The sequence below is a fragment of the Lysinibacillus phoenicis genome (assembly GCF_047238325.1).
Classification (GTDB): domain Bacteria; phylum Bacillota; class Bacilli; order Bacillales_A; family Planococcaceae; genus Lysinibacillus; species Lysinibacillus irui.
In genome coordinates, this window is sequence record NZ_JBDFMP010000002.1 from 4,088,711 (window position 1) to 4,112,819 (window position 24,109).

At 39.2% G+C, this 24,109-nt stretch carries 22 protein-coding genes, 1 pseudogene and 1 other annotated feature; of the genes and pseudogenes, 21 read left to right on the forward strand and 2 right to left on the reverse strand.

Translation table 11 applies throughout. The features are described 5' to 3' along the window. The first annotated feature begins 40 nt into the window (after window positions 1–40). Window positions 41–1,390, forward strand: coding sequence for an FAD-binding oxidoreductase (locus ABC382_RS21930; RefSeq protein ID WP_322611817.1), 1,350 nt, complete (start codon window positions 41–43; stop codon window positions 1,388–1,390). A gap of 90 nt (window positions 1,391–1,480) precedes the next feature. Beyond that, window positions 1,481–1,537 (forward strand): annotated as a pseudogene (locus tag ABC382_RS24790) (hypothetical protein); the annotation flags it as partial. Between the two features lie 262 nt (window positions 1,538–1,799). Here ABC382_RS24790 and ABC382_RS21935 read toward each other — a convergent pair. Then, window positions 1,800–2,195, reverse strand: coding sequence for a (deoxy)nucleoside triphosphate pyrophosphohydrolase (locus tag ABC382_RS21935; RefSeq protein ID WP_322611818.1), 396 nt, complete (start codon window positions 2,193–2,195; stop codon window positions 1,800–1,802). A 195-nt stretch (window positions 2,196–2,390) separates the two neighbouring features. Between ABC382_RS21935 and ABC382_RS21940 the strand changes: the two genes are divergently transcribed. The 7 genes from ABC382_RS21940 to ABC382_RS21970 all read left to right on the forward strand — a co-directional run bounded on the left by ABC382_RS21940 (window position 2,391) and on the right by ABC382_RS21970 (window position 9,424). Next, complete coding sequence (locus ABC382_RS21940; protein WP_341386678.1) at window positions 2,391–3,155, forward strand: TrmH family RNA methyltransferase; 765 nt, start codon at window positions 2,391–2,393, stop codon at window positions 3,153–3,155. A gap of 392 nt (window positions 3,156–3,547) precedes the next feature. Then, entirely contained in the window at window positions 3,548–4,585 is a 1,038-nt protein-coding gene (gene pheS / locus ABC382_RS21945; RefSeq protein WP_274794035.1) for a phenylalanine--tRNA ligase subunit alpha, read from the forward strand. Between the two features lie 12 nt (window positions 4,586–4,597). Further along, complete coding sequence (gene pheT, locus ABC382_RS21950) at window positions 4,598–7,015, forward strand: phenylalanine--tRNA ligase subunit beta (protein ID WP_322611820.1); 2,418 nt, start codon at window positions 4,598–4,600, stop codon at window positions 7,013–7,015. Between the two features lie 38 nt (window positions 7,016–7,053). Continuing rightward, a complete protein-coding gene (locus ABC382_RS21955; RefSeq protein ID WP_322611821.1) occupies window positions 7,054–7,308 on the forward strand; it encodes a hypothetical protein in 255 nt (84 codons plus the stop codon). A gap of 85 nt (window positions 7,309–7,393) precedes the next feature. Next, a complete protein-coding gene (locus tag ABC382_RS21960) occupies window positions 7,394–7,996 on the forward strand; it encodes a hypothetical protein (RefSeq protein WP_322611822.1) in 603 nt (200 codons plus the stop codon). A gap of 181 nt (window positions 7,997–8,177) precedes the next feature. Further along, window positions 8,178–9,116, forward strand: coding sequence for a nuclease-related domain-containing protein (locus tag ABC382_RS21965; RefSeq protein WP_322611823.1), 939 nt, complete (start codon window positions 8,178–8,180; stop codon window positions 9,114–9,116). A gap of 47 nt (window positions 9,117–9,163) precedes the next feature. Continuing rightward, window positions 9,164–9,424: a hypothetical protein gene (locus tag ABC382_RS21970; protein ID WP_322611824.1), complete on the forward strand. Its 261-nt coding sequence runs from the start codon at window positions 9,164–9,166 to the stop codon at window positions 9,422–9,424. Window positions 9,425–9,863: 439 nt separating this feature from the next. On the opposite strand, the gene rnhC is transcribed toward ABC382_RS21970, so the two are convergent. After that, the gene (gene rnhC / locus ABC382_RS21975) at window positions 9,864–10,790 is read right to left on the reverse strand and encodes a ribonuclease HIII (RefSeq protein WP_274794030.1); all 927 of its coding nucleotides are present in this window, start codon (window positions 10,788–10,790) and stop codon (window positions 9,864–9,866) included. Window positions 10,791–10,925: 135 nt separating this feature from the next. Here rnhC and zapA point away from each other — a divergent pair, with 135 nt between their 5' ends. The 12 genes from zapA to trxA all read left to right on the forward strand — a co-directional run bounded on the left by zapA (window position 10,926) and on the right by trxA (window position 24,095). Next, window positions 10,926–11,186: a cell division protein ZapA gene (gene zapA, locus ABC382_RS21980; protein WP_016991554.1), complete on the forward strand. Its 261-nt coding sequence runs from the start codon at window positions 10,926–10,928 to the stop codon at window positions 11,184–11,186. 5 nt (window positions 11,187–11,191) lie between these two features. Next, window positions 11,192–11,731 (forward strand): CvpA family protein, encoded by a 540-nt coding sequence (locus ABC382_RS21985; RefSeq protein WP_274794029.1) that lies wholly within the window; start codon window positions 11,192–11,194, stop codon window positions 11,729–11,731. A 59-nt stretch (window positions 11,732–11,790) separates the two neighbouring features. After that, window positions 11,791–13,500 (forward strand): DNA polymerase/3'-5' exonuclease PolX, encoded by a 1,710-nt coding sequence (gene polX, locus ABC382_RS21990; RefSeq protein WP_274794027.1) that lies wholly within the window; start codon window positions 11,791–11,793, stop codon window positions 13,498–13,500. A gap of 18 nt (window positions 13,501–13,518) precedes the next feature. Beyond that, entirely contained in the window at window positions 13,519–15,885 is a 2,367-nt protein-coding gene (locus ABC382_RS21995) for an endonuclease MutS2 (protein WP_312507432.1), read from the forward strand. Window positions 15,886–15,907: 22 nt separating this feature from the next. Continuing rightward, window positions 15,908–16,321, forward strand: coding sequence for a DUF350 domain-containing protein (locus ABC382_RS22000; protein ID WP_008179180.1), 414 nt, complete (start codon window positions 15,908–15,910; stop codon window positions 16,319–16,321). Window positions 16,322–16,765: 444 nt separating this feature from the next. Beyond that, window positions 16,766–18,460 (forward strand): AMP-binding protein, encoded by a 1,695-nt coding sequence (locus ABC382_RS22005; protein ID WP_274794025.1) that lies wholly within the window; start codon window positions 16,766–16,768, stop codon window positions 18,458–18,460. 147 nt (window positions 18,461–18,607) lie between these two features. Next, the gene (gene fadR / locus ABC382_RS22010) at window positions 18,608–19,189 is read left to right on the forward strand and encodes a fatty acid metabolism transcriptional regulator FadR (protein WP_274794024.1); all 582 of its coding nucleotides are present in this window, start codon (window positions 18,608–18,610) and stop codon (window positions 19,187–19,189) included. Window positions 19,190–19,203: 14 nt separating this feature from the next. Then, the gene (locus tag ABC382_RS22015) at window positions 19,204–19,977 is read left to right on the forward strand and encodes an enoyl-CoA hydratase (RefSeq protein WP_274794023.1); all 774 of its coding nucleotides are present in this window, start codon (window positions 19,204–19,206) and stop codon (window positions 19,975–19,977) included. A 111-nt stretch (window positions 19,978–20,088) separates the two neighbouring features. Further along, on the forward strand, window positions 20,089–20,862 hold the full coding sequence (locus ABC382_RS22020) for an electron transfer flavoprotein subunit beta/FixA family protein (RefSeq protein ID WP_274794022.1): 774 nt from the start codon (window positions 20,089–20,091) through the stop codon (window positions 20,860–20,862). A 50-nt stretch (window positions 20,863–20,912) separates the two neighbouring features. Then, on the forward strand, window positions 20,913–21,890 hold the full coding sequence (locus tag ABC382_RS22025; RefSeq protein ID WP_322611825.1) for an electron transfer flavoprotein subunit alpha/FixB family protein: 978 nt from the start codon (window positions 20,913–20,915) through the stop codon (window positions 21,888–21,890). 137 nt (window positions 21,891–22,027) lie between these two features. Then, window positions 22,028–22,262 (forward strand) — a binding site (T-box leader). A gap of 83 nt (window positions 22,263–22,345) precedes the next feature. Then, window positions 22,346–23,665: an amino acid permease gene (locus ABC382_RS22030; protein WP_396631780.1), complete on the forward strand. Its 1,320-nt coding sequence runs from the start codon at window positions 22,346–22,348 to the stop codon at window positions 23,663–23,665. A gap of 118 nt (window positions 23,666–23,783) precedes the next feature. Further along, window positions 23,784–24,095, forward strand: a complete 312-nt coding sequence (trxA, locus tag ABC382_RS22035; protein ID WP_322611826.1) for a thioredoxin — start codon at window positions 23,784–23,786, stop codon at window positions 24,093–24,095. Window positions 24,096–24,109 lie beyond the last annotated feature (14 nt).

The following is a 24,109-nucleotide window of genomic DNA, read 5'->3' on the forward strand; positions in this document are numbered from 1 at the left end:
TTGCATAGGATAAGTATCATTGTGAGAAAGGGGTTTGATGTTGAAAAAGGTAAAGCTCACGGGTAGAATCGTTACTCCTGAAGATTCTGATTATGAAAAAGCGAGGACGAACAATAATCTAAATAACCCTAAATATCCGAGTGTCATTGTGTTTTGTCAAGAAACGAAAGACGTGGTCAATGCACTGAAGTGGGCTAGAGAAAACAATGAGCCTTTTCGAATTAGAAGTGGACGGCATAGCTATGAAAATTTTTCATTATTAAATAAAGGTCTTGTCATTGACGTAAGCGACATGAATTCTATTTCAATTGATCGGTCAGAAATGACAGCTAAAATCGATGCTGGAGCCAATATGGGTAAGGTATATCGTGCATTATGGGAACACGGTGTAACCATTCCTGGTGGCACAGAAAGCAGTGTGGGGGTGGTCGGCTTATCCCTTGGCGGGGGAATTGGGATGCTATCACGTCCATTTGGTTTAACTTGTGATAGTCTCATAGAAATAGAATTGGTGGTCGCTGATGGACAGGAGGGGGTTCGGGTAATCAAAGCAAATAAGCAAAAAAATAATGAGCTCTTTTGGGCAAGTTGTGGTGGCGGGGGTGGAAACTTTGGCATTGTAACCGCATTGACATTTAAGTTACATGCTATCCATGATGTATCACTCTTCTCTATTACCTGGGGATGGGATGATTTTGAAGTAGCTTTTGATGCATGGCAGAAATGGGCTCCCTATACCGATAAACGTCTAACCTCTCAAATTGAGTTAAAGACAAGGGAAATTGGAGAAATTGTCGCACAAGGGGAGTTTATTGGAACGGCAGCTGAATTAAAGAAATTACTTCGCCCCCTAAGAAAAACAGGTTCGCCAACAAGCATATGGATAAAGGAAGTGCCTTATATCCAAGCAGTAGAATTTTTTGATGTACCAAGTGGCAATCTCCCAGCACTTCGAAAACGGTCAGGATCATTTATTAAAAGACTCTTTCCATATAAGGCGATTCAAACAATGAAAGATTATTTAGTCAATGCTCCCAATCTAAATACAACGATTTGGCAACAAGCTTTAGGAGGTGCAATCAGTGAAATTGCACCAAATCGCACGGCATATTACTATCGAGATGCATTAATTGCTCAAGAATATAATACTTCCTGGGAAAATCCAAATGAAGAAGAACCAAATATCAAATGGGTAGAAAACTTACGGCGAGCTTTATCACCTTATACAGCTGGTGATTATGTTAATTTTCCAGATCTATTGATTCCGGACTGGCCAACAGCCTATTATGGTCGTAATTTTAGAAGGCTTCGAGAAGTGAAAACAAAATATGATCCGTTAAATGTATTTCAATTTCCACAGAGTATTCCACCTATTAGAAAATGGTTATAGACATTTAGTAGAGCAGGGTGCAGAGGCATTGCTGCTCTTTTTGATTGCATGATTAGTCATTAGAATAGAAATAGTTGTTCGTAATAAGGTGAAAAAAATCGGTCAAGAGGATCAATCCATTATTTTTGTACATGGATTTGTCTGTGATCAAACCATGTGATGTTATAACTCTTAATTGGCGCAGCTGTTAATAGACCAAGCTTTTGTAGAAGATATCGTCGCTCGCTACGGTGGTGAAGAATTGGTTATGATTTTATCAGCTATATTGAACAGAGTGTATTATCTTTGGTTTAGGCATTGAAATGAAGAATCACAGAAATGACATTGAAAAAAGCAAACGAAGCATTATATGGTCAAAACATTATGGACCAATCAAGTCACTCATTTTCATGAAATAAAGGAATGAGTTTTACTTTTCAGCTAATAATTTTTCGATAGATGGAAGATCTGCTGGTGCAAATGGCAGGTCAAGCAACTGATTACGAGCTACCCATCTTGCTTCAGCATGTTCAAGTATTTCTGGTACGCCTTGTATGATAGAAGCTTTATAAGTTTGTAAGTGAACGAAAAATTGATCGTATTCATGAAAGGTTTCGGCTACCTGTTCACCTACTCGAATCATACAGTTAAATTCCTCAAGGATTTCGCGATAAAGTGCTTGTTTAGGAGTTTCGCCTTGTTCTATTTTCCCACCAGGGAACTCCCAATAGTTTGCAAGTACCATCGTTGGATTTCTTAAAGCACAGAAAATTTCTTGTTGCTCATTTTCGATAATTGCACCGACTACATGGATTGTTTGTTTCATTTACATTCTCCTGTCCTTAATTAAACAAATACTTTCAAATATGTATAAGTATAGCATGTTTATTTCTTATCAGTTGCCTAAGCGCGTCTTTTGATGATTGGAAAAATAACAGTTTTTTCACATGGCTATGAAATTAGCCATTTTCTAAGGTATAATAATGGTCACTATATAGGAAAAAGGCGGTAAGAAGTAGCGATGAAAAGAATCGAATCTACGCAAAATGCGTTAGTGAAATATTGGAAGAAGCTAGCGACAACTAGAAAAGAACGTGAACGATCAGGTGAATTCATAGTAGAGGGCTTTCATCTTGTTGAAGAAGCATTAAAAAATAAAGAGCAAGTATTGCAAATTATTGTACGTGAAGGTATTGATTTACCGATGTTATGGCCGATTGATGATGTCGCTATTGTAGAGGTAACGACAGTGGTAGCGAAGGAATTTGCTGAAACTGAAACATCACAAGGTGTTTTTGCTGTGTGCAAACAGCCGGTATTAGAGGATGAAGTGATGGCAACTTGGCGCAAAGTCTTATTAATAGATGCTGTCCAAGATCCTGGTAATATCGGTACAATGCTCCGTACAGCAGATGCGGCAGGATTAGATGCTGTTGTTTTAGGAAAGGGTTGTGCCGATATTTACAATCCTAAAACACTACGTGCCGCACAAGGCTCTCATTTCCATATCCCGGTAGTACGTGGAGAATTGGCTGAATGGATCGATTTGCTACAGGAGCAAAGTGTACCTGTATTTGGAACTGCTTTGGATGAGGATGCAGTACCATATAGTGATATCAAGCATACGGGTTCATTTGCGATTATTATGGGGAATGAAGGAAGCGGCATTCAGCCACAACTGCTGGCGAAGACTGATCAAAATATGATTATTCCTATTTTTGGACAGGCTGAATCTTTAAATGTGGCAGTAGCAACGGGAATCGTTTTATATGGCTTTGTAAAGTAATTTAAAGATAATTGCGAGATTCAGGCGGTTGTCTCTTGATTTGCTACAGTTTATTCATGTATAATCTAAGCTAAAATTAAGTTTAAATAGTAAATGCTTTGACCGGGAAGTAGTAAAGATTGTGAATGGACGACAGGGAGCGTAAGGCCAGAGATTGAGAGCCAACGCCGTACCAATGCAGTTTTGAATTCAGCCCGCGAGCAGCAACCGGGACCAGCTTGATGCTGTAAAGGTATGCCGGCTTTATCAAGTCGTTATGTCAATGAAGTGATTGTAAGGATAGTTGACCTTGCAATAACTAGGGTGGTACCGCGAATATGTCCTCGTCCCTTTTTAGGGGCGAGTTTTTTTATGTCAAAAAACAGGCATGTATTTTCTAAGGAGGTTTTATCATGGAAGAGCAATTAAAACAATTAGAGCAAGAAGCACTTGCAAAAATTGAAACAGCTGCAAATTTAAAAGAATTGAATGAAGTGCGTGTTGCATATCTAGGAAAAAAAGGACCGATCACTGATTTATTAAAAGGGATGGGGAAATTATCAGCTGAAGAGCGACCAAAAATGGGCGCTTTAGTGAACAATGTTCGTGAAAATGTGACAGCAGTATTGGAGTCAAAAGTTGCTGTACTTGAAGAAGCGGCTATTGCTGAAAAATTGGCAAGTGAGTCGATTGATGTTACTTTACCTGGTCGTGAAATCAAAGTTGGCAATCGTCATCCTTTGACACGTGTCGTTGAAGAAATTGAAGATTTATTTATCGGAATGGGTTATGAAATTGCTGAGGGTCCAGAAGTAGAAAAGGACTACTATAACTTTGAGGCACTGAATTTACCAAAAGGACATCCTGCTCGTGATATGCAAGATTCGTTCTATATTTCCGAGGAAATATTACTTCGTACACATACTTCCCCAGTACAAGCTCGTACAATGGAAGCTAAAAAAGGAGAAGCTATTCGTATCATTTGTCCTGGTAAAGTGTTTCGTCGGGATAATGATGATGCAACACACTCCCATCAATTTATGCAAATTGAAGGTTTAGTCATTGGCGAAAATATTCGTATGAGTGATCTAAAAGGAACACTCGATACATTAGCGAAAAAAATGTTCGGTGCAGACCGAGAAATTCGACTTCGTCCGAGCTTCTTCCCATTCACTGAGCCTTCAGTAGAAATGGATATTTCTTGTTTCAAATGTGGTGGAGCAGGTTGTAACGTATGTAAAAGCACAGGCTGGATCGAGATTCTAGGTGCAGGTATGGTTCATCCAAATGTCTTAGAAATGGCTGGCTATGATCCGAAAAAAGTTTCTGGTTTTGCATTTGGTATTGGTGCCGAACGTATTGCGATGTTGAAATATGGTGTCGATGATATTCGTCATTTCTATACAAGCGACACTCGTTTCTTATCACAATTCGAGCGAACAGAAGCGTAAGGGGGATAAAACATGTTAGTATCATTAGAATGGTTAAAAGATTATGTTAGTACACAGGACTTGGCACCTGAGCTATTAGCTGAAAAAATTACACGCTCTGGTATCGAAGTAGACGCAGTAATCGATCGAGCTAATGCTATGGATAAAATTGTGGTAGGTTATGTTGTATCAAAAGAAAAACATCCAGAAGCAGATAAATTAAATATTTGCCAAGTAGATGTAGGAGAAGAAGAGCCACAACAAATTATTTGCGGGGCTCCGAATGTAGATGCTGGTCAAAAAGTAATTGTTGCTCGCCCGGGTGCACATTTACCAGGTGGCATTAAAATTAAAAAAGCTAAACTTCGCGGCCATGAATCAAATGGTATGATTTGTTCATTACAAGAGCTTGGGATCGAAGGGAAGCTTGTCCCTAAGGCTTATTCAGAAGGGATCTACGTACTGCCAGCGGATGCAGAAGTAGGTTCAGATGCACTGGCAATTTTAGGCTTACGTGATACAGTACTAGAGTTAGGCCTAACACCGAATCGCTCAGACGCTCTTTCTATGCTAGGTGTAGCTTATGAGGTAGGCGCAATTCTTTCAGAGGAAATTAAATATCCAGAAATTGCGTATCAAGTAGCTAGTGAAAAAGCACAGGATTTCCTGAAGCTTCGTGTGGAAGATTTACAAGCGAACCCAATGTATATAGCAAAAGTAGTGAAAAACGTAAAAATCGGTGAATCACCAATGTGGCTACAAAATCGCTTAATGGCTGCGGGTGTACGCCCACACAATAATGTCGTAGATGTAACGAACTATGTACTAATGGAATATGGTCAACCTCTGCATGCTTTTGACTATGATAGCCTTGCAACTGGCGAAATCGTCGTTCGTAAAGCAACAGAAGGTGAAAAAATTACAACATTAGATGATCAAGAACGCACATTAAAAGCTTCAGATTTAGTCATTACGAACGGTAAAGAGCCTGTCGCAATTGCGGGTGTAATGGGTGGTGCCAATTCAGAGGTAACGGATTCTACAACGACTGTAGTCATTGAATCAGCTTATTTCGATGGTTTAACAGTGCGCCAAACGTCTCGTCACCTTGGCCTACGTTCAGATGCATCTGCACGTTTTGAAAAAGGGGTAGACCCGAACCGTGTTTTACCTGCTGCTGAACGTGCTGCCGCTTTACTAGCTGAATTAGCAGGTGGTGAAGTATTAGAGGGTACATGTGTAGTAGATGAATTAGAAAAAGCACCAGCACGAGTTGTTGTTTCCCCAGATTTTATTAATGAGCGTTTAGGAATGAAGATCTCTTTAGAAGATATGCTTTCAATTTTAGAGCGTCTAAAATTTGGTGTAGAGGCAGCAAATGGTTTATTAATTATTGATGCTCCAACACGTCGCCAAGACATTAAAATTGAAGAAGATATCGTAGAAGAGATTGCCCGTCTTTATGGGTATGATGAAATCCCTATGACGTTACCAGAGGGTGCAACACAAGTGGGCAATCTAACATCTTACCAAGCAAATCGTCGTGTTGTGCGTCATTTCATGGAGGGTGCAGGGCTTTATCAAGCTGTAACATATTCATTAACATCTGATGCATTATCACAACGCTTTGCCTTGAAAGCCGAGCCAGTAACTCGTTTACTAATGCCAATGAGTGAGGAGCGTTCTACCTTACGTCAAAGTCTTATTCCGCACTTAATTGAAGCGGCTGCGTACAATGTAGCGCGTCAAGCTGAAGGTGTGGCCTTATATGAAATTGGTTCAGTGTTCCTTGGTCAATCAAATGAGGGGCAACCGTATGAGGAAGAGCATGTGGCAGCCGTACTAACTGGTAAATGGTTAGACCATGCTTGGCAAGGCGAGAAAAAAGCGGTAGATTTCTTTGTACTGAAAGGTATTGTAGAGGGCGTAATCGGAAAACTAGGCTTAGAAAATCGCATTTCATTTGTGAAGGCACAAGTAGATGGATTACACCCAGGACGTACAGCTAGCATTTTATTAGATGGCGAACAAGTGGGCATTATTGGAGGACTTCACCCAGCAGAACAAAAAGCATGGGGTGTAAAAGACACATATGTCATGGAAATGAACTTAGTTGCTCTATTACATGCAACGACACAAGAAGCACCACTTGCTTACACACCAGTGCCTCGTTTCCCAGCTATGTCACGTGATATCGCTCTTATTATGGACCGTGACACAACAGCAGGTGAAGTAATCAATGCTATTGATGCAGCAGGCGTGAAATTACTAAAAGACATCCGCGTATTTGACGTTTACGAAGGAGAGAAAATGGAGCCAGGTAAAAAATCTGTTGCCTTCTCACTCACATACTTCGATCCAGAACATACTTTAACAGACGAAGAAGTAGTAGCTGCACATAACAAAGTGTTAAAAGCTATTGCGACGATTCCAGGCACAGAAGTACGCTAAAATTATTATCAAAAGACTGTCTTTCGAGGCAGTCTTTTTTGTTTGAAGAATGGTTTAAACACGTCATTGTAAAAGTCTCGATTTACATTAATACTGTCGAAGGCAATGATTCGCTCAAGGGATGGAAGGTGATCCAAAAGGAGAAGCAACCGCTCCATATTGTAGTGAAGGTGATCCAAAAGGTGATGAAACCGCTCCAATTCGAGGAGAAAGTGATCCAAAAGGAGAAGCAACCGCTCCAAATTGAAGTGAAGGTGATCCAAAAGAGGATGAAACCGCTCCAAGGCAAGTGAAAGTGATCCAAAAGGAGAAGCAGCCGCTCCGAATTGTAGAGAAGGTGATCCAAAAGAGGATGAAACCGCTCCAAGGCAAGTGAAAGTGATCCAAAAGGAGAAGCAACCGCTCCAAATTGAAGTGAAGGTGATCCAAAAGAGGATGAAACCGCTCCAATTCGAGGAGAAAGTGATCCAAAAGGAGAAGCAACCGCTCCATATTGTAGAGAAGGTGATCCAAAAGAGAGTGAAACCGCTCCAATTCGAGGAAAAAGTGATCCAAAAGGAGAAGCAACCGCTCCAAATTGAAGTGAAGGTGATCCAAAAGAGGATGAAACCGCTCCAAGGCGAGGAGAAAGTGATCCAAAAGGGGAAGCAACCGCTCCATATTGTAGAGAAGGTGATCCAAAAGAGAGTGAAACCGCTCCAATTCGAGGAAAAAGTGATCCAAAAGGAGAAGCAACCGCTCCAAATTGAAGTGAAAGTGATCCAAAAGAGGATGAAACCGCTCCAAGGCGAGGAGAAAGTGATCCAAAAGGGGAAGCAACCGCTCCGAATTGAAGTGAAGGTGATCCAAAAGAGGATGAAACCGCTCCAATTCGAAGAGAAAGTGATCCAAAAGGAGAAGCAACCGCTCCAAATTGAAGTGAAGGTGATCCAAAAGAGGATGAAACCGCTCCAAGGCGAGAAGCAAGATGGTACAACATGATTGAAAGTAAGTAAAAGATGATCGAGTTTTAAAAACATACTATAGAAACAGTTGGATATTCACATAAATTCATAAAAAATCAAATTTGGAGCCCCAGAGTTGATCAAATAAATAGTTTATCAAATTGTCTAGGCGTGACCATTTTTCCTTGCTATAGTCGTGTAAAAAAGGGCGTGATGTTATGTTTATCAAACCATATGAAGAAGCAAAAATGACATTAGGTCTACGGGCTTTAGCTCGAAGACTTACATCAAAGCATCCCCTATATGATCAAATAACAAGAGAGTTACTACAGGCTGAGGCAGGGGAGCATGGAGAAAAATTTATTATGAAACAACTGGAGAAATTAACTTTTGTAAGGGGTATTCACGTTTTACATAATATTTCTCTTCAACGGCCGTTTCCGATGCAACTAGATATTGTAGTGATAACCAAATATGAGGTAATCATTATTGAAAGTAAAAATATTAAAGGAGAAGTGGAATTAAAAAATCGTCCCCGTCAAATGATTCGTACTCTTGAGACAGGAGAACGGCGTGTATTTCACCATCCTGAAGTACAGCTTGAGGAATATATGTACAATTTAAAAGAATTTTTCAATCAAAATCAAATTGAAGTACCTGTCCATGGTATCATTGTTTTTCCTTTTAACAATGCTCGTATCGAATATGAGGATAGTTTATTTCCAGTGTTGATGGCTAGGGAGGTAACAGGTTATTTACAACAGCGTTCTTTGAAGACAAAAACCATAGATTCTCAGTCTATTAGTGCATTACTTGTGCAGCACCATAAGCCATATGAATTGTTCCCGCTTTGTCGTTACTATGGCATAGAGATAGACGCCATTCAAACAGGGGTGATCTGTCCAGAATGTCAGATTGGACAGATGCAATGGTTAAAGATGAAATGGATTTGCTCAAGTTGCCTATATAGCAATAAAAAAGCCCATAAATGTGCTCTACAAGATTATGGGATGCTAATAAATAAAGGCATTACTAACAGTCAAGCACAGCATTTTTTACGATTAAACAATCGTCATACAATAAAAAGGATGTTAATGACTAGTTGCTATCGGAAAGAAAGTGCATCGAAACGAAGGGAATATCAAATTCTTCTATGATTAATTCCTTTAATTAGTGCTTGAGGGGGTTCTTTAAGGGGACGAAAATGCTCCTTTATGGTAGAAGATTGATCAAGGAAGAGCCTAAAGCGCTCCAATCAGGTCGCTCCAAGGGGTTGGAAGCGCTCGAACCAGGCAAAAATGCTCAAAAAGGAGCCAAAAGCGCTCCAGTTTGTAAAAAACCGCTCAAAGAGGGTCCCAAAGCGCTCCAATCAGGCAGAAAGCCGCTCGAAAAGGAGGCCAAAGCGCTCCAATCAGGTAAAAAACCGCTCAAAGAGGTGACTAAAGTGCTCCAACCAGGAAAATAGCCGCTCAAAAAGGGGCCAAAAGCGCTCCAGTTTGTAAAAAAACGCTCAAAGAGGGTCCCAAAGCGCTCCAATCAGGCAGAAAGCCGCTCGAAAAGGTGGCCAAAGCGCTCCAATCAGGTAAAAAACCGCTCAAAGGAGTGACTAAAGCGCTCGAACCAGGTAGAAACCGCTCAAAAAGGAGGTCAAAGCGCTCCAACCAAGAAAATAGCCGCTCAAAAAGGAGCCAAAAGCGCTCCAACCATGTAAAAAATCTCTCAAAGAGGGTCCCAAAGCCCTCCAATCAGGTAGGAAACCCTAAAAAAAATACCCTAAGCCAGTAGCATGTTTAAAATGACGAAAAGCATTTTCCCGGAATAGAAATCAACATTTACATAACCCTATAATTCCCCGCAAAGCATTTCTAAAAGTATTCCACAGTTGTAGGCATTAAATGTTTCCGTTACACCATTTTCCGTGCTTTTTCTGTATTGGCAAAATGCCATTTTGTGATGGAGCGTAGGAAATCCTCGCCTTGATTACGCCAGATTCGTGCTGCTTGCACATCTACTTTGCTGGAGGCTCCTTTCATTAATGGGAGACCGGCTATTTCACTCAAGCGATCCATTTCCTTTAAAAATGCAGCGCGGGCTAGAATAGATGCTGTGGCTACAGCTACATGTAGTTGCTCCGCTTTTGTAGAAAAGAGGACATTTTCTTGTACCAGTTCACGTTCATTTTTTAGGTAATTGTAATAAACTCCGCGTTCAGCAAACTGGTCAATTAAAATAAATTCTGGTTTTTCGGGTGCCATCTTTGTGAGTGTATTTTGTAGAGCCTTGTTGTGCATCATAGCTTTCATTTTCCCTTGTGAATAGCCTTTTGCTTGTAGACTGTTATATTTTTCGTTTCGTAATACAAGAACGCTATGGACACAGGCTGCACGTAAATCGGGTGCGATTTTTCGCATATAATCATCCGTTAGCATTTTTGAATCTTTTACGCCAAGCTCGTTGATAAGTTCGATTTTGGATGTAGGTACATAAACGGCCGCTACGGTGATGGGACCAAAATAATCACCTGTGCCTGTTTCATCAGAGCCTAAGACAGACATTGTCGCGAATTTGTCTGGTAGAATATCCCCCTTTGCCCCAATAGACGAGGAATGTTGAGTAGTTGTTTTTTCAACTGTTCCCCAACGAGCCGCTTCACGTTCAGCACCTCCTCCTTGAAACATTAATTTTCCAGATTTATACATAGTAATAGTGGCATCTGGTAGTTTTGCAGCAAAAATAACGCCTGGAGCTTTTCGTTCAATAAAATAGGTTGCATAGTAAGCCATTACCTCTTTTTGAATATTTGTTGAAATGGATAGCACAATATTTGACATTTAATCGTTCCTTTCTGTCCTCATTGTTCACAATTTTATACCTTTCATGGTATGATAATAAATAGCTTTTTTGTGTGATGGTGCTCGCAAACCGAAAAAATCGCGTGAGCATTCAATTTATAGGAGGGTGCGACTATGGAAAAACAAGAAAAGAATAAAATTTCTGTGGAAATATATGGTCATACGTATAAAATGGTCGGCTCTGAATCCATTGGCCATATGCGACTTGTTGCTTCGATTGTTGATGACCGTATGCGCGAAATGAACGTACATAATCCCTCACTTGATAGCACAAAACTTGCTGTTCTGACAGCAGTAAATACAGTACATGATTATTTACTATTAAAAGAACGAATGGAGCAGTTAGAAGAAGAATTGAAAAAATTAAAGGGTTGAAGAGAATGTTAGATTTAATCATATTAGTGGTACTGTTAGCTGGAATTGGCGTCGGTGCAAAAAGAGGTTTCATTGTACAAATGATGCACATTGTCAGTTTCGTAGTAGCACTGATTGTTGCGTATATTTATTATAAGCCATTAGCACAAAAATTTGTATTTTGGGTTCCATATCCAGGCGTTACTGATACAGGTAGCCTTAGTGTCGTCATTGATAGCCTAGATTTAGACCGTACCTTTTATCGTGTAATCGCCTTTGCTGTTATTTTCTTTGCAGTGAAAATTACGTTGCAAATTGTGGCATCGATATTTGATTTTATTGCGTACTTACCTGTGCTCAATACAGTCAATCGTTGGCTTGGTGCGTTACTTGGCATGATTGAAAACTATTTAATTATGTTTATTTTGCTATACGTGTGCGCCTTATTACCGATTGAGGTTATTCAAAATTTAATGTCGAAATCATTGTTAAGTGGTCTTATGTTGGAGCATACTCCGATTATTACAAAGATGTTCCAAAACTGGTGGTATATTTATATGCAATAGTAAACTATGCACTTCTCTCTGATTTGAGAGAAGTGTTTTTACGATAGGAGGAATTACCAATGAATAAAAAAACAATTATTCGTACACTCGAAAAAATTGCTTTATATATGGAATTACAAGGAGAGAATCCATTCAAGGTATCTGCCTTTCGAAAAGCAGCTGCAGCACTTGAAGGGGACGAGCGTTCGTTAAGTGAAATGGACGATGTAACAAAACTTAAAGGTATTGGTAAGGGGACGGCTGCTGTTATTGAGGACTTGATGGCAACAGGTGAATCAAGTTTATTAAAAGAGTTAGAAGAAATTGTCCCAAAAGGGTTACTGCCATTGTTAAAATTGCCTGGCTTAGGGGGCAAAAAGATTGCGAAACTACATCAAGAACTTGGTATTGATTCAGCAGAGAGCTTAAAAAAGGCGTGTGAAGAAGGAAAAGTTCGTGAATTAGCGGGCTTTGCTGTAAAAACCGAGGAGAAAATTTTAAAGGAACTTGCCAACTTTGCTAATCGTTCTGAACGCTTACCAATATGGCAGCTTGAGCCTGTGGTTTTACAAATTGAGGCGCTTCTAGGTAGTATGAAGGAAGTGGAACGTTTTTCAGTTGCTGGAAGCTTCCGTCGAGCACTAGAAACAAGTAAAGATATTGATTTTATTGTTGTGACAGAAGCGGTTGAGGCTGTACGTGACAATTTATTAAATGGATTGGCCATTCAGGAAGTCGTAGCAGCGGGCGATACTAAAATTTCAGTAATTTTAGATTTAGATGAGCCAGTTAGTGTTGATTTCCGGTTAGTAAAGGATCATGAATATGCAACTGCCCTGCATCATTTTACAGGTTCAAAGGATCATAATGTGCGAATGCGCCAACTTGCAAAAGCACGTGGTGAAAAAATTAGTGAATATGGGGTTGAACAGCAAGATGGTACTATCTTGACGTTTCAAGATGAAGAGGCATTTTTTGCCCATTTTGATCTACCTTGGATTCCACCGAGCCTTCGTACAGGAAAAGGTGAATTTGATCAACCCAACACGATTCCTCAATTAGTTCGACTAGAGGATATTCAAGCAGACTTGCACATGCATACGACATGGTCTGATGGTGCATACTCTGTGGCAGAAATGGGAGAGGCACTACGAGCACGGGGCTATCAATATAGCGTCATTACAGATCATTCTCAATTTCTAAGAGTAGCAAATGGTTTAACACCAGAGCGCTTAGAGAAGCAACGTATCGAAATTGAGGCATTTAATGAGTGCCATCCTGATTTTCACTTGTTTAAGGGGACAGAGATGGATATATTGCCAGATGGATCCCTTGATTTCGATGATGAAGTGTTAAAAGAACTGGATTTTGTTATTGCCTCTATTCATTCTAGTTTTACTCAATCTCAGGATAAAATCATGGCACGTTTATTGACAGCGATGCAAAATCCGTATGTCCATATGATTGCCCACCCAACTGGTCGAATTATTGCAGATCGTGATGGTTATAATCCTGATATGAAACAGTTAATTGCTTGGGCGAAAGAATATGGTAAAATTTTAGAGTTAAATGCAAATCCGTACCGTCTGGATTTATGTGTAGAACATTTAGAAATGGCTTTAGCAGCAGGTGTTCCTATAGCCATTAATACAGATGCCCATGATATTGCGCATTTACGTTTTATGGATATTGGTGTTCGCTATGCCAATAGAGCATGGCTACCGAAAGATATGATTGTGAATACATGGACGCGTGACCAGTTTGAAGCGTTCATACGACGAAATAAATAAACTGAGGAGGTGTTCTCAGTGATTGCAGAACGCGCATTGAAAACACTAGAATACGATAAAGTACGTCAGCAAGTGGCTTCATACTGTACTTCTTCAATTGGTAAATCTGCGATTGAAGAGCTTGTGCCGCAAACTGATTTTGATAAAGTAGTACAATTACTAGAAGAAATGGATGAAGGTTTATCTATTTTACGAGTTAAGGGCAATGTACCAATGGGAGGGATTTTTGATGTTCGCCCATCTGCAAGACGTGCACAAATAGGAGGCATGCTTGCAGCAATAGAACTAATGGAAATATCCAGTACGATTCGAGCAAGTCGAATTTTACGTAATTTTATTGAAGATATAGAGGCTGATGAAGTGATTGAGATTCCACATTTCATCGCTAAGAAGGAAGCCATGCCTGTCTTAACAGGATTGCAGCATGAAATCAACAATTGTATTGATGACAATGGGGCTGTTGTAGATTCAGCTAGTCAAACATTGCGCTCCATTCGTCAATCTTTACGTGCTGAAGAAGGAAAAGTCCGTTCAAAGCTGGAAAGTTTAATCCGTGGAAGTAATGCAGCGAAAATGCTTTCTGATACACTTGTTACCATTCGTAATGATCGCTTTGTTATTCCGGTGAAACAAGAATATCGTCATCATTATGGTGGTATTGTGCATGATCAATCTTCTTCCGGTCAAACATTATTTATTGAACCTGACTCTGTCGTACAAGCGAATAATGAAATACATCGTTTAAAAATGAAGGAACAGGTAGAGATTGAGCGAATATTACTAGCATTAAGTGCAATGGTACAAGAAGTAGCATCAGATTTATTTAACCTAGTGAAAGTTTTAGGTGATATCGATGTCATTTTAGCAAAAGGTAAATATGGACAAGCCAATAAATGTACAATGCCTAAAATGAATCAGGATGGCTATATTCGATTAGTGCGTGCACGCCATCCACTTTTACCAATCGATGTGGCTGTACCAAATGATATCGAATTTGGCAAAGAGATTACAGCCATTGTTATTACAGGTCCTAATACGGGCGGTAAAACGGTGACGTTAAAAACGGTGGGCTTATGCACATTAATGGCGCAGGCTGGATTACCAGTGCCAGCATTGGATGGGTCGGAGCTTGCAGTATTTAAGCAACTGTTTGCTGATATAGGTGATGAGCAATCGATTGAGCAATCACTTTCCACGTTCTCTTCTCATATGGTCAATATTGTAGATATTTTAAAGAAATTTGATCATGAATCACTTGTTCTTTTTGATGAGCTAGGAGCAGGTACTGATCCCCAGGAAGGTGCAGCATTAGCTATCTCTATTTTAGATGAAGTGCATGGACGAGGAGCTCGTGTGATGGCAACAACCCACTATCCAGAGCTAAAAGCATATGGCTATAATCGACCAGGTGTTGCCAATGCTAGTGTAGAGTTTGATATTGAAACATTGAGCCCAACCTATCGACTACTTATTGGTGTACCTGGACGTTCTAATGCATTTGAAATATCCAGTCGCCTTGGTCTTCCAGAATCAATAATAGATCGAGCTAAGAGCTTTACAGGGACAGATCGACATGAGGTTGAATCGATGATTGCCTCATTAGAAGAAACACGTCGCCAATCAGAAGATGATGCAGAGCGTTCCCATGCATTGCTGGTAGAATCTGAAACTTTACGTAAAGAGCTTCAAGATAAATTACAAGCCTATGAGGAGCGTAAAGAGGCGCTAGATAAGAAAGCGAAGGAAAAAGCTCGTAAAATTGTTGATGAAGCGAAAAAAGAGGCAGAATCAATTATTGCTGAGCTGAGAGAAATGCGCAAAAATGCTGACCAAGTTGTCAAGGAACATGAATTGATTGAAGCCCGCAAACGCTTGGAGGAAGCAACACCGCTTGATAACAATAAAGTGCTGAAAAAGGCTGCACAAGTTAAAGCCCGTGCACAAAACTTAGTTGTCGGGGACGAGGTAAAGGTGTTAAGCTATGGACAACGAGGTACATTGTTAGAAAAAGTGTCGGATACCGAATGGGTTGTCCAAATGGGGATTTTAAAAATGAAAATCTCGGATAGTGATTTGGAGTATATTAAACCTGAAAAAGAGCCTGTTTTACGAACAGCTGGTGTGAAAAATCGAAATAGCCATGTTAAATTAGAATTGGATTTACGTGGTGAACGCTATGAGGACGCGATTTTGAGAACGGAAAAGTATATTGATGATGCGTTGCTTGCTAATTATGGTCGAGTCTCTATTATTCATGGAGTTGGTACAGGAGCTTTACGTCAAGGTATTCAAAGCTATTTGAAAAAGCATAAACGCGTGAAATCCTTCCGTTTTGGTGAAGCCGGCGAGGGGGGCTTAGGCGTCACAGTTGTAGAATTGAAATAAGCTAAAAAGGGGACGGAGAAAAATGCTGAATTCTGGCTTTTGGCGATATCCAATTATCGAAACGGCAGGATATTTTAGTGTTGTAGTATTATGTTTAGTCGTCTCGATGGCATTGTTCGAAGTCGTTACGAAATATAAGAATTGGGAAGAAATTAAAAAGGGTAATGTCGCTGTGGCACTTGCAACTGGTGGTAAAATACTTGGCATTTGCAATATCTTTCGCTTTTCCATTGCACGCCATAGCACATTGAGTGAAATGATTGGCTGGGGTCTTTTTGGCTTTACACTATTGATTGTAGCGTATTTCTTATTTGAATTTATGACACCTCGTTTTAATGTTGATCAAGAGATTGCCAATGATAATCGCTCAGTAGGTTTTATTTCCTTTACCATTTCTGTCGGTCTATCGTTTGTTATTGGGGCAAGTATTGCATAGGAGTGTCATGACATGGAAAAATTAGCGAAGGTACTAATCATTGTCTGTATCGCATTTTTGGCAGTGGGCGTCTACTATATGATGACTGTATAAAGAACAACGCATTCTCTTAGGAGGGTGCGTTTTTTTGTGAATGAATCTACATAAATTTCTACTAAAAACTATTAATTTTCTCTCAATCATCTAACGGAACATTGAAAAAGATTATTTTTATAATATAGGAATATGCGAGTAGCTTTTTAGCAGAAATAATGAAGAATGAATGAGTATTCATAAGGTGTATCCGTACAAATACCAATAAATATCAGTCATATTAATGTTGTAAATTGCATAATAATTAATCGAAAATGCATTTATTTTCTATTTTCTGTTTGAAACTGTATTTCTTTTTCATTATAATAAATATAAGAATTGACAAAGTTTGGGACAAAGGGGAGAGGACGTATGACAGCAAAACCATGGCTAGCAAATTATCCTGAAGAAGTACCATCGTCTTTAACGTTTGAGGAAATTCCAGTGCAAGAGTTTTTGACACGTGCCTATAAAAAGAATCCATCTAAAATTGCGATTCATTTTATGGGGAAGGATTTGACGTACACTGAGCTATATGAGTCTGCTTTAAGATTTGCAAACTATTTACAAGCACTTGGTGTGGAAAAAGGTGATCGAGTGGCTATTATGCTTCCTAATTCGCCACAAAGTGTAATCGCTTACTATGGTGCCATGTATGCAGGTGCTGTTGTCGTTCAAACAAATCCACTTTATACTGAACGTGAGCTTCAATATCAAATGGCTGATTCTGGGGCAAAGGTTATTTTAGTCATGGATATTTTATATCCACGCGTGATGAAAATTATGAAGGAGACGGCTCTCGAAAATGTTATTGTGACAGCTATTAAAGATTATTTACCGTTTCCAAAAAATTTAGTTTATCCTTTTATTCAAAAAAGGCAGTATGGATTTAGTGTCAAGGTTGAGCATAGTGGGCAAAATCACTTGTTTTCAGAAATAATGCGCTCTGCACCAATTAAGGTGATTGAGAATATTTCATTTAATTTTGAAGAAGATCTAGCACTGCTTCAATATACAGGTGGAACAACAGGTTTTCCAAAAGGAGTCATGCTAACACACAAAAATTTAATTGCCAATACGACAATGTGTGATGCATGGATGTATAAATGTGTGCATGGGGAAGAAACCATTATGGGCATTCTACCATTCTTCCACGTCTATGGGATGACGACTGTTATGCTGTTATCGGTATTTACTCAAAATAAAATGGTGCTCCTACCAAAATTTGATGCAGAAACAGCATTAAAAACAATCGATAAACAAAAACCAACGCTGTTCCCTGGTGCCCCAACCTTATACATTGGTTTACTCAATCATCCAGACATTGCAAATTATGATTTATCGTCTATTAAAGCATGCTTAAGTGGTTCTGCTTCATTACCTATTGAGGTGCAAGAGAAGTTTGAAGCTGTAACTGGTGGCAAACTGGTAGAGGGCTATGGTTTAACAGAAACGTCACCTGTAACACATGCTACACCAATTTGGGGGAAGCGAGTAATTGGTTCAATTGGTTTACCTTGGCCAAATACAGACGCTGTCATCTTACGTACAGGCGATACAGAGGTGCTACCAGTTGGTGAAGTAGGTGAAATCGCTGTTAAAGGACCACAAGTGATGAAGGGTTACTGGAACCGCCCAGAGGATACTGCAGCAACATTTGTAGATGGCTGGTTTTTAACAGGTGATCTTGGATATATGGATGAACAGGGCTTTTTCTATGTAGTAGACCGTAAAAAAGATATGATTATAGCAGGTGGCTTTAATATTTACCCGCGTGAAGTGGAAGAAGTGTTGTACGAACGCGAAGAAATTCAAGAATGTGTAGTCGCTGGCATACCTGACCCATATCGAGGAGAAACAGTTAAAGCTTATATTGTATTAAAAGAAGGATATTCGATTTCAGAGGACGAATTAAATAAATATTGCCGTCAACATCTAGCGGCATTTAAGGTTCCGCGTTATTATGAATTTAGAGATGAGCTTCCAAAAACAGCCGTAGGGAAAATTTTGCGTCGCACTTTGGTAGAAGAAGAAAAAACAAAATTAGCGAATAAAGAAGCGAAATAAATACGTGTGAAAGTATTGACAAGCAATGCTGTAAAATATAATATGAAAATATGAATGAATGACCATTCATATTTTCATATTTTTTTAGGTTCACACGTCATATGGATCATGTAGACGTGCGCATGTTTTTTAGGTGGTGATATAAAAGTGAAACGAGATAAGCCGAAATATAAGCAAATTATTGATGCAGCTGTCATCGTTATTGCGGAAAATGGGTATCACCAAGCGCAAGTATCGAAAATCGCCAAACAGGCAGGGGTGGCCGATGGAACAATCTATTTATATTTTAAAAATAAAGAAGATATATTAATTTCTGTCTTTAATGAAAAAATGGCTGTTTTTGTAGAGTCATTACAAGATATAATAGAAAATGGAAGTACGTCAAAAGACAAACTTTCACGAATGATTGAAAATCATTTTAATGTTCTAGCGACAGATCGATACCTAGCAACCGTCACACAATTAGAGCTACGCCAATCTAACAAAGACTTACGATTAAAAATTAATTCGGTACTACGTGAGTATTTACACTTACTCGATCAGATTTTAATCGAAGGTATGCTTTCAGGTGAGTTCAATCAAACGATGGATGTACGCTTGGCACGACAAATGGTTTTTGGAACAATTGATGAAACTATTACGTCGTGGGTTATGAATGACTATCGATATGATTTAATGGAACAGGTTCCAAAGGTTCAGGCATTAATCCTGAACGGCATTAAAGCTTAAAAGGATGTGGAGAAATGGAATTTCTAAGTTGGAAAGTAGAAGATGGGGTAGCAATGATTACAATTGCACGTCCACCAGCAAACGCTTTATCTCGCGGTATTATTGCAGAAGTTAACGCTGTTCTAGATGCTTTAGAACACGATGATGCTGTAAGAGTCCTTGTACTTCATGGTGAAGGCCGTTTCTTCTCTGCGGGAGCAGACATTAAAGAATTTACTGGGGTAGAATCTGGGGAAGAATTTACGAAGTTAGCTAGCAATGGACAGCAAGTATTTGAGCGTGTTGAATCATTCTCTAAGCCTGTGATTGCGGCCATCCATGGTGCAGCATTAGGTGGCGGACTTGAGTTAGCAATGAGCTGTCATATGCGATTCGTCACTGAATCTGCAAAGCTAGGTTTACCTGAATTACAATTAGGTCTTATTCCTGGATTTGGCGGTACTCAACGCTTGCCACGCTATGTGGGGGTAGCAAAGGCCGCGGAGATGATGTTTACAAGCGAGCCAATTTCAGGTACAGAAGCTGTTCAATGGGGCTTAGCAAACCGTGCATTCTCAGACGAAACGCTACTAGATGAAACGTTAAAGATTGCTAAGAATATTGCTAAGAAAAGCCCAATAGCTTTAAAGGCAGCTATTCAAACATTGCAATTTGCAAAGCATGCATCGTTCTATGAAGGCATTGAAGCAGAAGCGAAATCCTTTGGAACAGTATTCGTGACAGAGGATGCAAAAGAAGGAATTCAAGCATTCATTGAAAAGCGTGAGCCTGTGTTTACTGGTAAATAATTTTCCAAATGTCGATAGCACAAAGATGTTATCGGCGTTATCGAAACTGAAAATATATAATATTTATAAGTTTACTTAGAATTATAAAAACGTTCCAGGAGGTATGGATATATGAATATTTTTGCATTAATTAAACGTACGTTTGATACAGAAGAAAAAATCGTTGTGTCGGGTGGCAAAATCCAAGAGGATGGCGCGGAATTCATTATCAACCCTTATGATGAATATGCCATTGAAGAGGCAATTCAAGTGCGTGATGCTGCTGGTGGCAAAGTAACAGTTGTCACAATTGGTGGCGAGGATGCAGAGAAGCAATTACGTACAGCGCTTGCTATGGGAGCTGACGAAGCCGTATTAATTAATACCGAAGATGATTTAGATGAATTAGACCAAAATGCTGCTGCTTATCTCTTAGCTGAATACTTAAAAGATAAAGATGCGGATTTAATTTTAACTGGAAATGTTGCAATTGATGGTGGCTCTGGTCAAGTTGGTCCACGCGTTGCAGATTTACTGGATATTAATTATGTAACGACGATTACAAAACTAGAAATTGACGGAACATCTGCGAAAATTGTTCGTGATATCGAAGGAGATTCAGAAGTCATTGAAACTTCTTTACCATTATTAGTAACAGCTCAGCAAGGTTTAAATGAGCCACGTTATCCATCATTACCAGGTATTATGAAAGCGAAAAAGAAACCGCTTGCAGAACTTGAGTTAGATGATTTAGATATCGATGAAGATGATGTAGAAGTGAAGATTGAAACAGTAGACATCTTCTTACCAGCTCAAAAGGCAGCTGGCCGCGTTCTTGAAGGTGACCTTTCTGCACAAGTAAAAGAACTGGTAAATCTACTTCACACAGAAGCAAAAGTTGTTTAATTATTTGATGATGTTAATCGAATCTTAAAGGGTAACGGAGGGAATATTCTATGTCAAAAAAAGTATTAGTGTTAAGTGAAGTTCGTGAAGGAAGCTTACGTAATGTTTCTTTTGAAGCAATTGCAGCTGCAAAACAAATCGCAGATGGTGGCGAGGTTGTTGGAGTACTTTTAGGGGATACTGTAGCAGGTTTAACAGGTCCATTATTTGAATATGGTGCTGACCGTGTGGTAACAGTGGAACACCCACATTTAAAGCAATATACATCTGATGGTTATAGTCAGGCATTATTAGCTGTTATTGAGCAAGAAAAACCAGCTGGCATTGTCTTCGGGCATACAGCAAATGGTAAAGATTTATCTCCAAAAATCGCTAGTAAATTACAAGCAGGTCTAGTATCCGATGTCACTTCTATTGAGGGTGCCGGTGATGATGTTCTATTCATCCGACCAATTTACTCTGGTAAGGCTTTTGAAAAAGTGAAAGTTAAAGAGGGCGTTGTTTTAGCTTCCATTCGTCCAAATAATATTACACCATTAGAAAAAGTCGAAGGAAAAACAGGCGATGTTTCTGCTATCACTGTAGATATTACAAACCTACGCACAATAATCAAAGAAGTAGTTCGTAAATCTTCAGAAGGTGTAGATCTTTCAGAAGCGAAAGTTGTTGTTGCAGGTGGTCGTGGTGTGAAGTCTGAAGAAGGTTTCGAGCCATTAAAAGAGCTAGCAGATTTACTAGGCGGTGCAGTTGGGGCATCACGTGGTGCATGTGACGCTGAGTACTGTGACTATTCACTTCAAATCGGTCAAACAGGGAAGGTAGTTACACCTGACCTTTATATTGCGGCGGGTATTTCTGGTGCCATTCAACATTTAGCAGGAATGTCAAATTCTAAAGTAATTGTTGCCATCAATAAAGATCCAGAAGCAAATATTTTCAAAGTAGCGGATTACGGTATCGTTGGTGATTTGTTTGAAGTTATTCCGCTTTTAATTGAAGAATTTAAAGCATTAAAAGTGAACGCATAAAGTGTTAAGCAGGGAGGGAAGATCCTTCCTGCTTTTTATAATGGGCGAAAGAAATAATTAGTGTTTGAAAATTATTGCAAAATAAAATATTGACATAATTAACGATAGCTATTATAGTGGTTGATACATTAATGATTTGAAACGCAAAGATTAGGAGTAGTAAAAGCTCATTATTCGGTGAAGAGAGCTGCGGGATGGTGCAACGCAGTCCAATAAGGCTTTGAACTTGCCTAGGAGTGGTAAGATAGATAGAATTATCTGATTATTCTATTTGTTTGACGATTAACCTTCGTTACAAGGTTTTAAGCTGGGTTCTATAAAGAACCAATTAGAGTGGTACCGCGGTTTGCTAAATGGCATATCGTCTCTTCTTTTATGAAAGAAGAGACGATATGCTTTTTTGATTTTTAGGAGGTAAGAAAGTGGAAAAAAACAGTCAACAATTAACAAGAACAATGACCTCACGTCACATCACAATGATGGCTCTAGGTGGGGCAATTGGGGCAGGGTTATTCAAAGGTAGTAGTGCTGCTATCGATATGGCAGGGCCGTCAGTGCTCATTGCGTATTTATTAGGGGGCATCATTTTATTATTTGTTATGCAAGGCCTCGCAGAAATGGCCGTTCGAAATAAAGAAGCCAGAACGTTTAGAGATTTAGTTCAATCGGTGTTAGGAAAATACCCAGCTTATTTCCTCGATTGGATCTATTGGAAAATGTGGGTTTTAAATATCGCAGCGGAGTCTGTCGTTGCGGCAATTTTTATTCAATATTGGTTGCCAGAATACCCCATCTGGATACTTGCCTTGTCAGTTTCAGTTTTAGTGACAGCTATTAATTTATTGTCCGTAAAAATATTTGCTGAAACCGAATACTGGCTAGCCTTAATTAAAATAACGGTTATTATTGTGTTCATTATAGCGGGACTTATCTTATTACTAGTTTCGTTTGGACATCATACAGCTGTAGGTTTTTCTAATTTAACGGAGCACGGAGGGTTTTTCCCTAATGGTTCAATGGGTTTAATTGCTGCCATGTTGGTGGTTATTTATTCTTATGGGGGAACCGAAATCATTGGGATTACATTAGCAGAAACGAAGAATCCAGAAAAAGTTGTACCAAAAGCTGTTCGCAGTACACTAGTACGTATTGTTACGTTCTATCTGCTACCTTTCTTTATTATTGTCAGCTTAATACCTTGGAATAATGTAAACGGGGTACCTGAAAGTCCATTTGTAATGGTATTTAAAATGATCGGCATTCCTGGTGCAGATCATATTATGAACGCTGTCGTTTTACTTGCCATTATTTCCTCCATGAATTCAGGACTCTATGGTTCATCTCGTGTGCTGTATACCCAAGCTGTAGACGGGCGTGTACCTAAAATCTTTGGCTATTTATCTAAACGTAAAGTGCCAGTATATGCTATTTTAATGTGTACAGTGGCCATGTATTTAGGTGTAATCTTATCTCTATATGCTGGGAGCAAGACCTTTGATTTCTTAATGGGATCTCTTGGTTATACGGTGTTATTCATTTGGTTAATTATTGCGATTGCCCATTTGAAATCACGAAAAAAACAAGCGGAAAATACAAGTGCCTATGAAGTGAAATGGTTCCCTTATACAACATGGATCGCTATAATTGCGTTAAGTGCCATTTTAATTGGGATTATTTTCACAACTTCCATCATCATCACAGGCATTACGTTAGGCATTTATCTCTTTATTACATTATCCTATGTATTGAAAGGCCGTTATCAAGAAAATGAATAGTCAATCTTACGTTTTTCGACATCGTTTTTCATAAAAAATACATTGTAGGCAGATTGTTCGCTCAAGTGAATTTATCCATGCTATACTACAATCATAGTAAGCTTAAGGAGGATTTCAAATGGCAATTGTACATGCAACGGATGCTACGTTCCAAAACGATATTAAAGAAGGGTTAGTACTAGTAGACTTTTGGGCTGCTTGGTGTGGACCTTGTAAAATGATTGGGCCAGTTCTTGAAGAAATGGACGCTGCTGGTAGTGCAGCTAAAATTGTAAAAGTTGACGTAGACAATAACCAAGGTACTGCAGCTGAGTATCAAATTATGTCTATCCCATCTTTACTATTATTTAAAGATGGAGAATTAGTTGACAAAACTGTAGGCTTCCAACCTAAAGAAGCTTTAGAAGCATTTATCTCAAAACATGCGTAATAAATGAAGTTTAT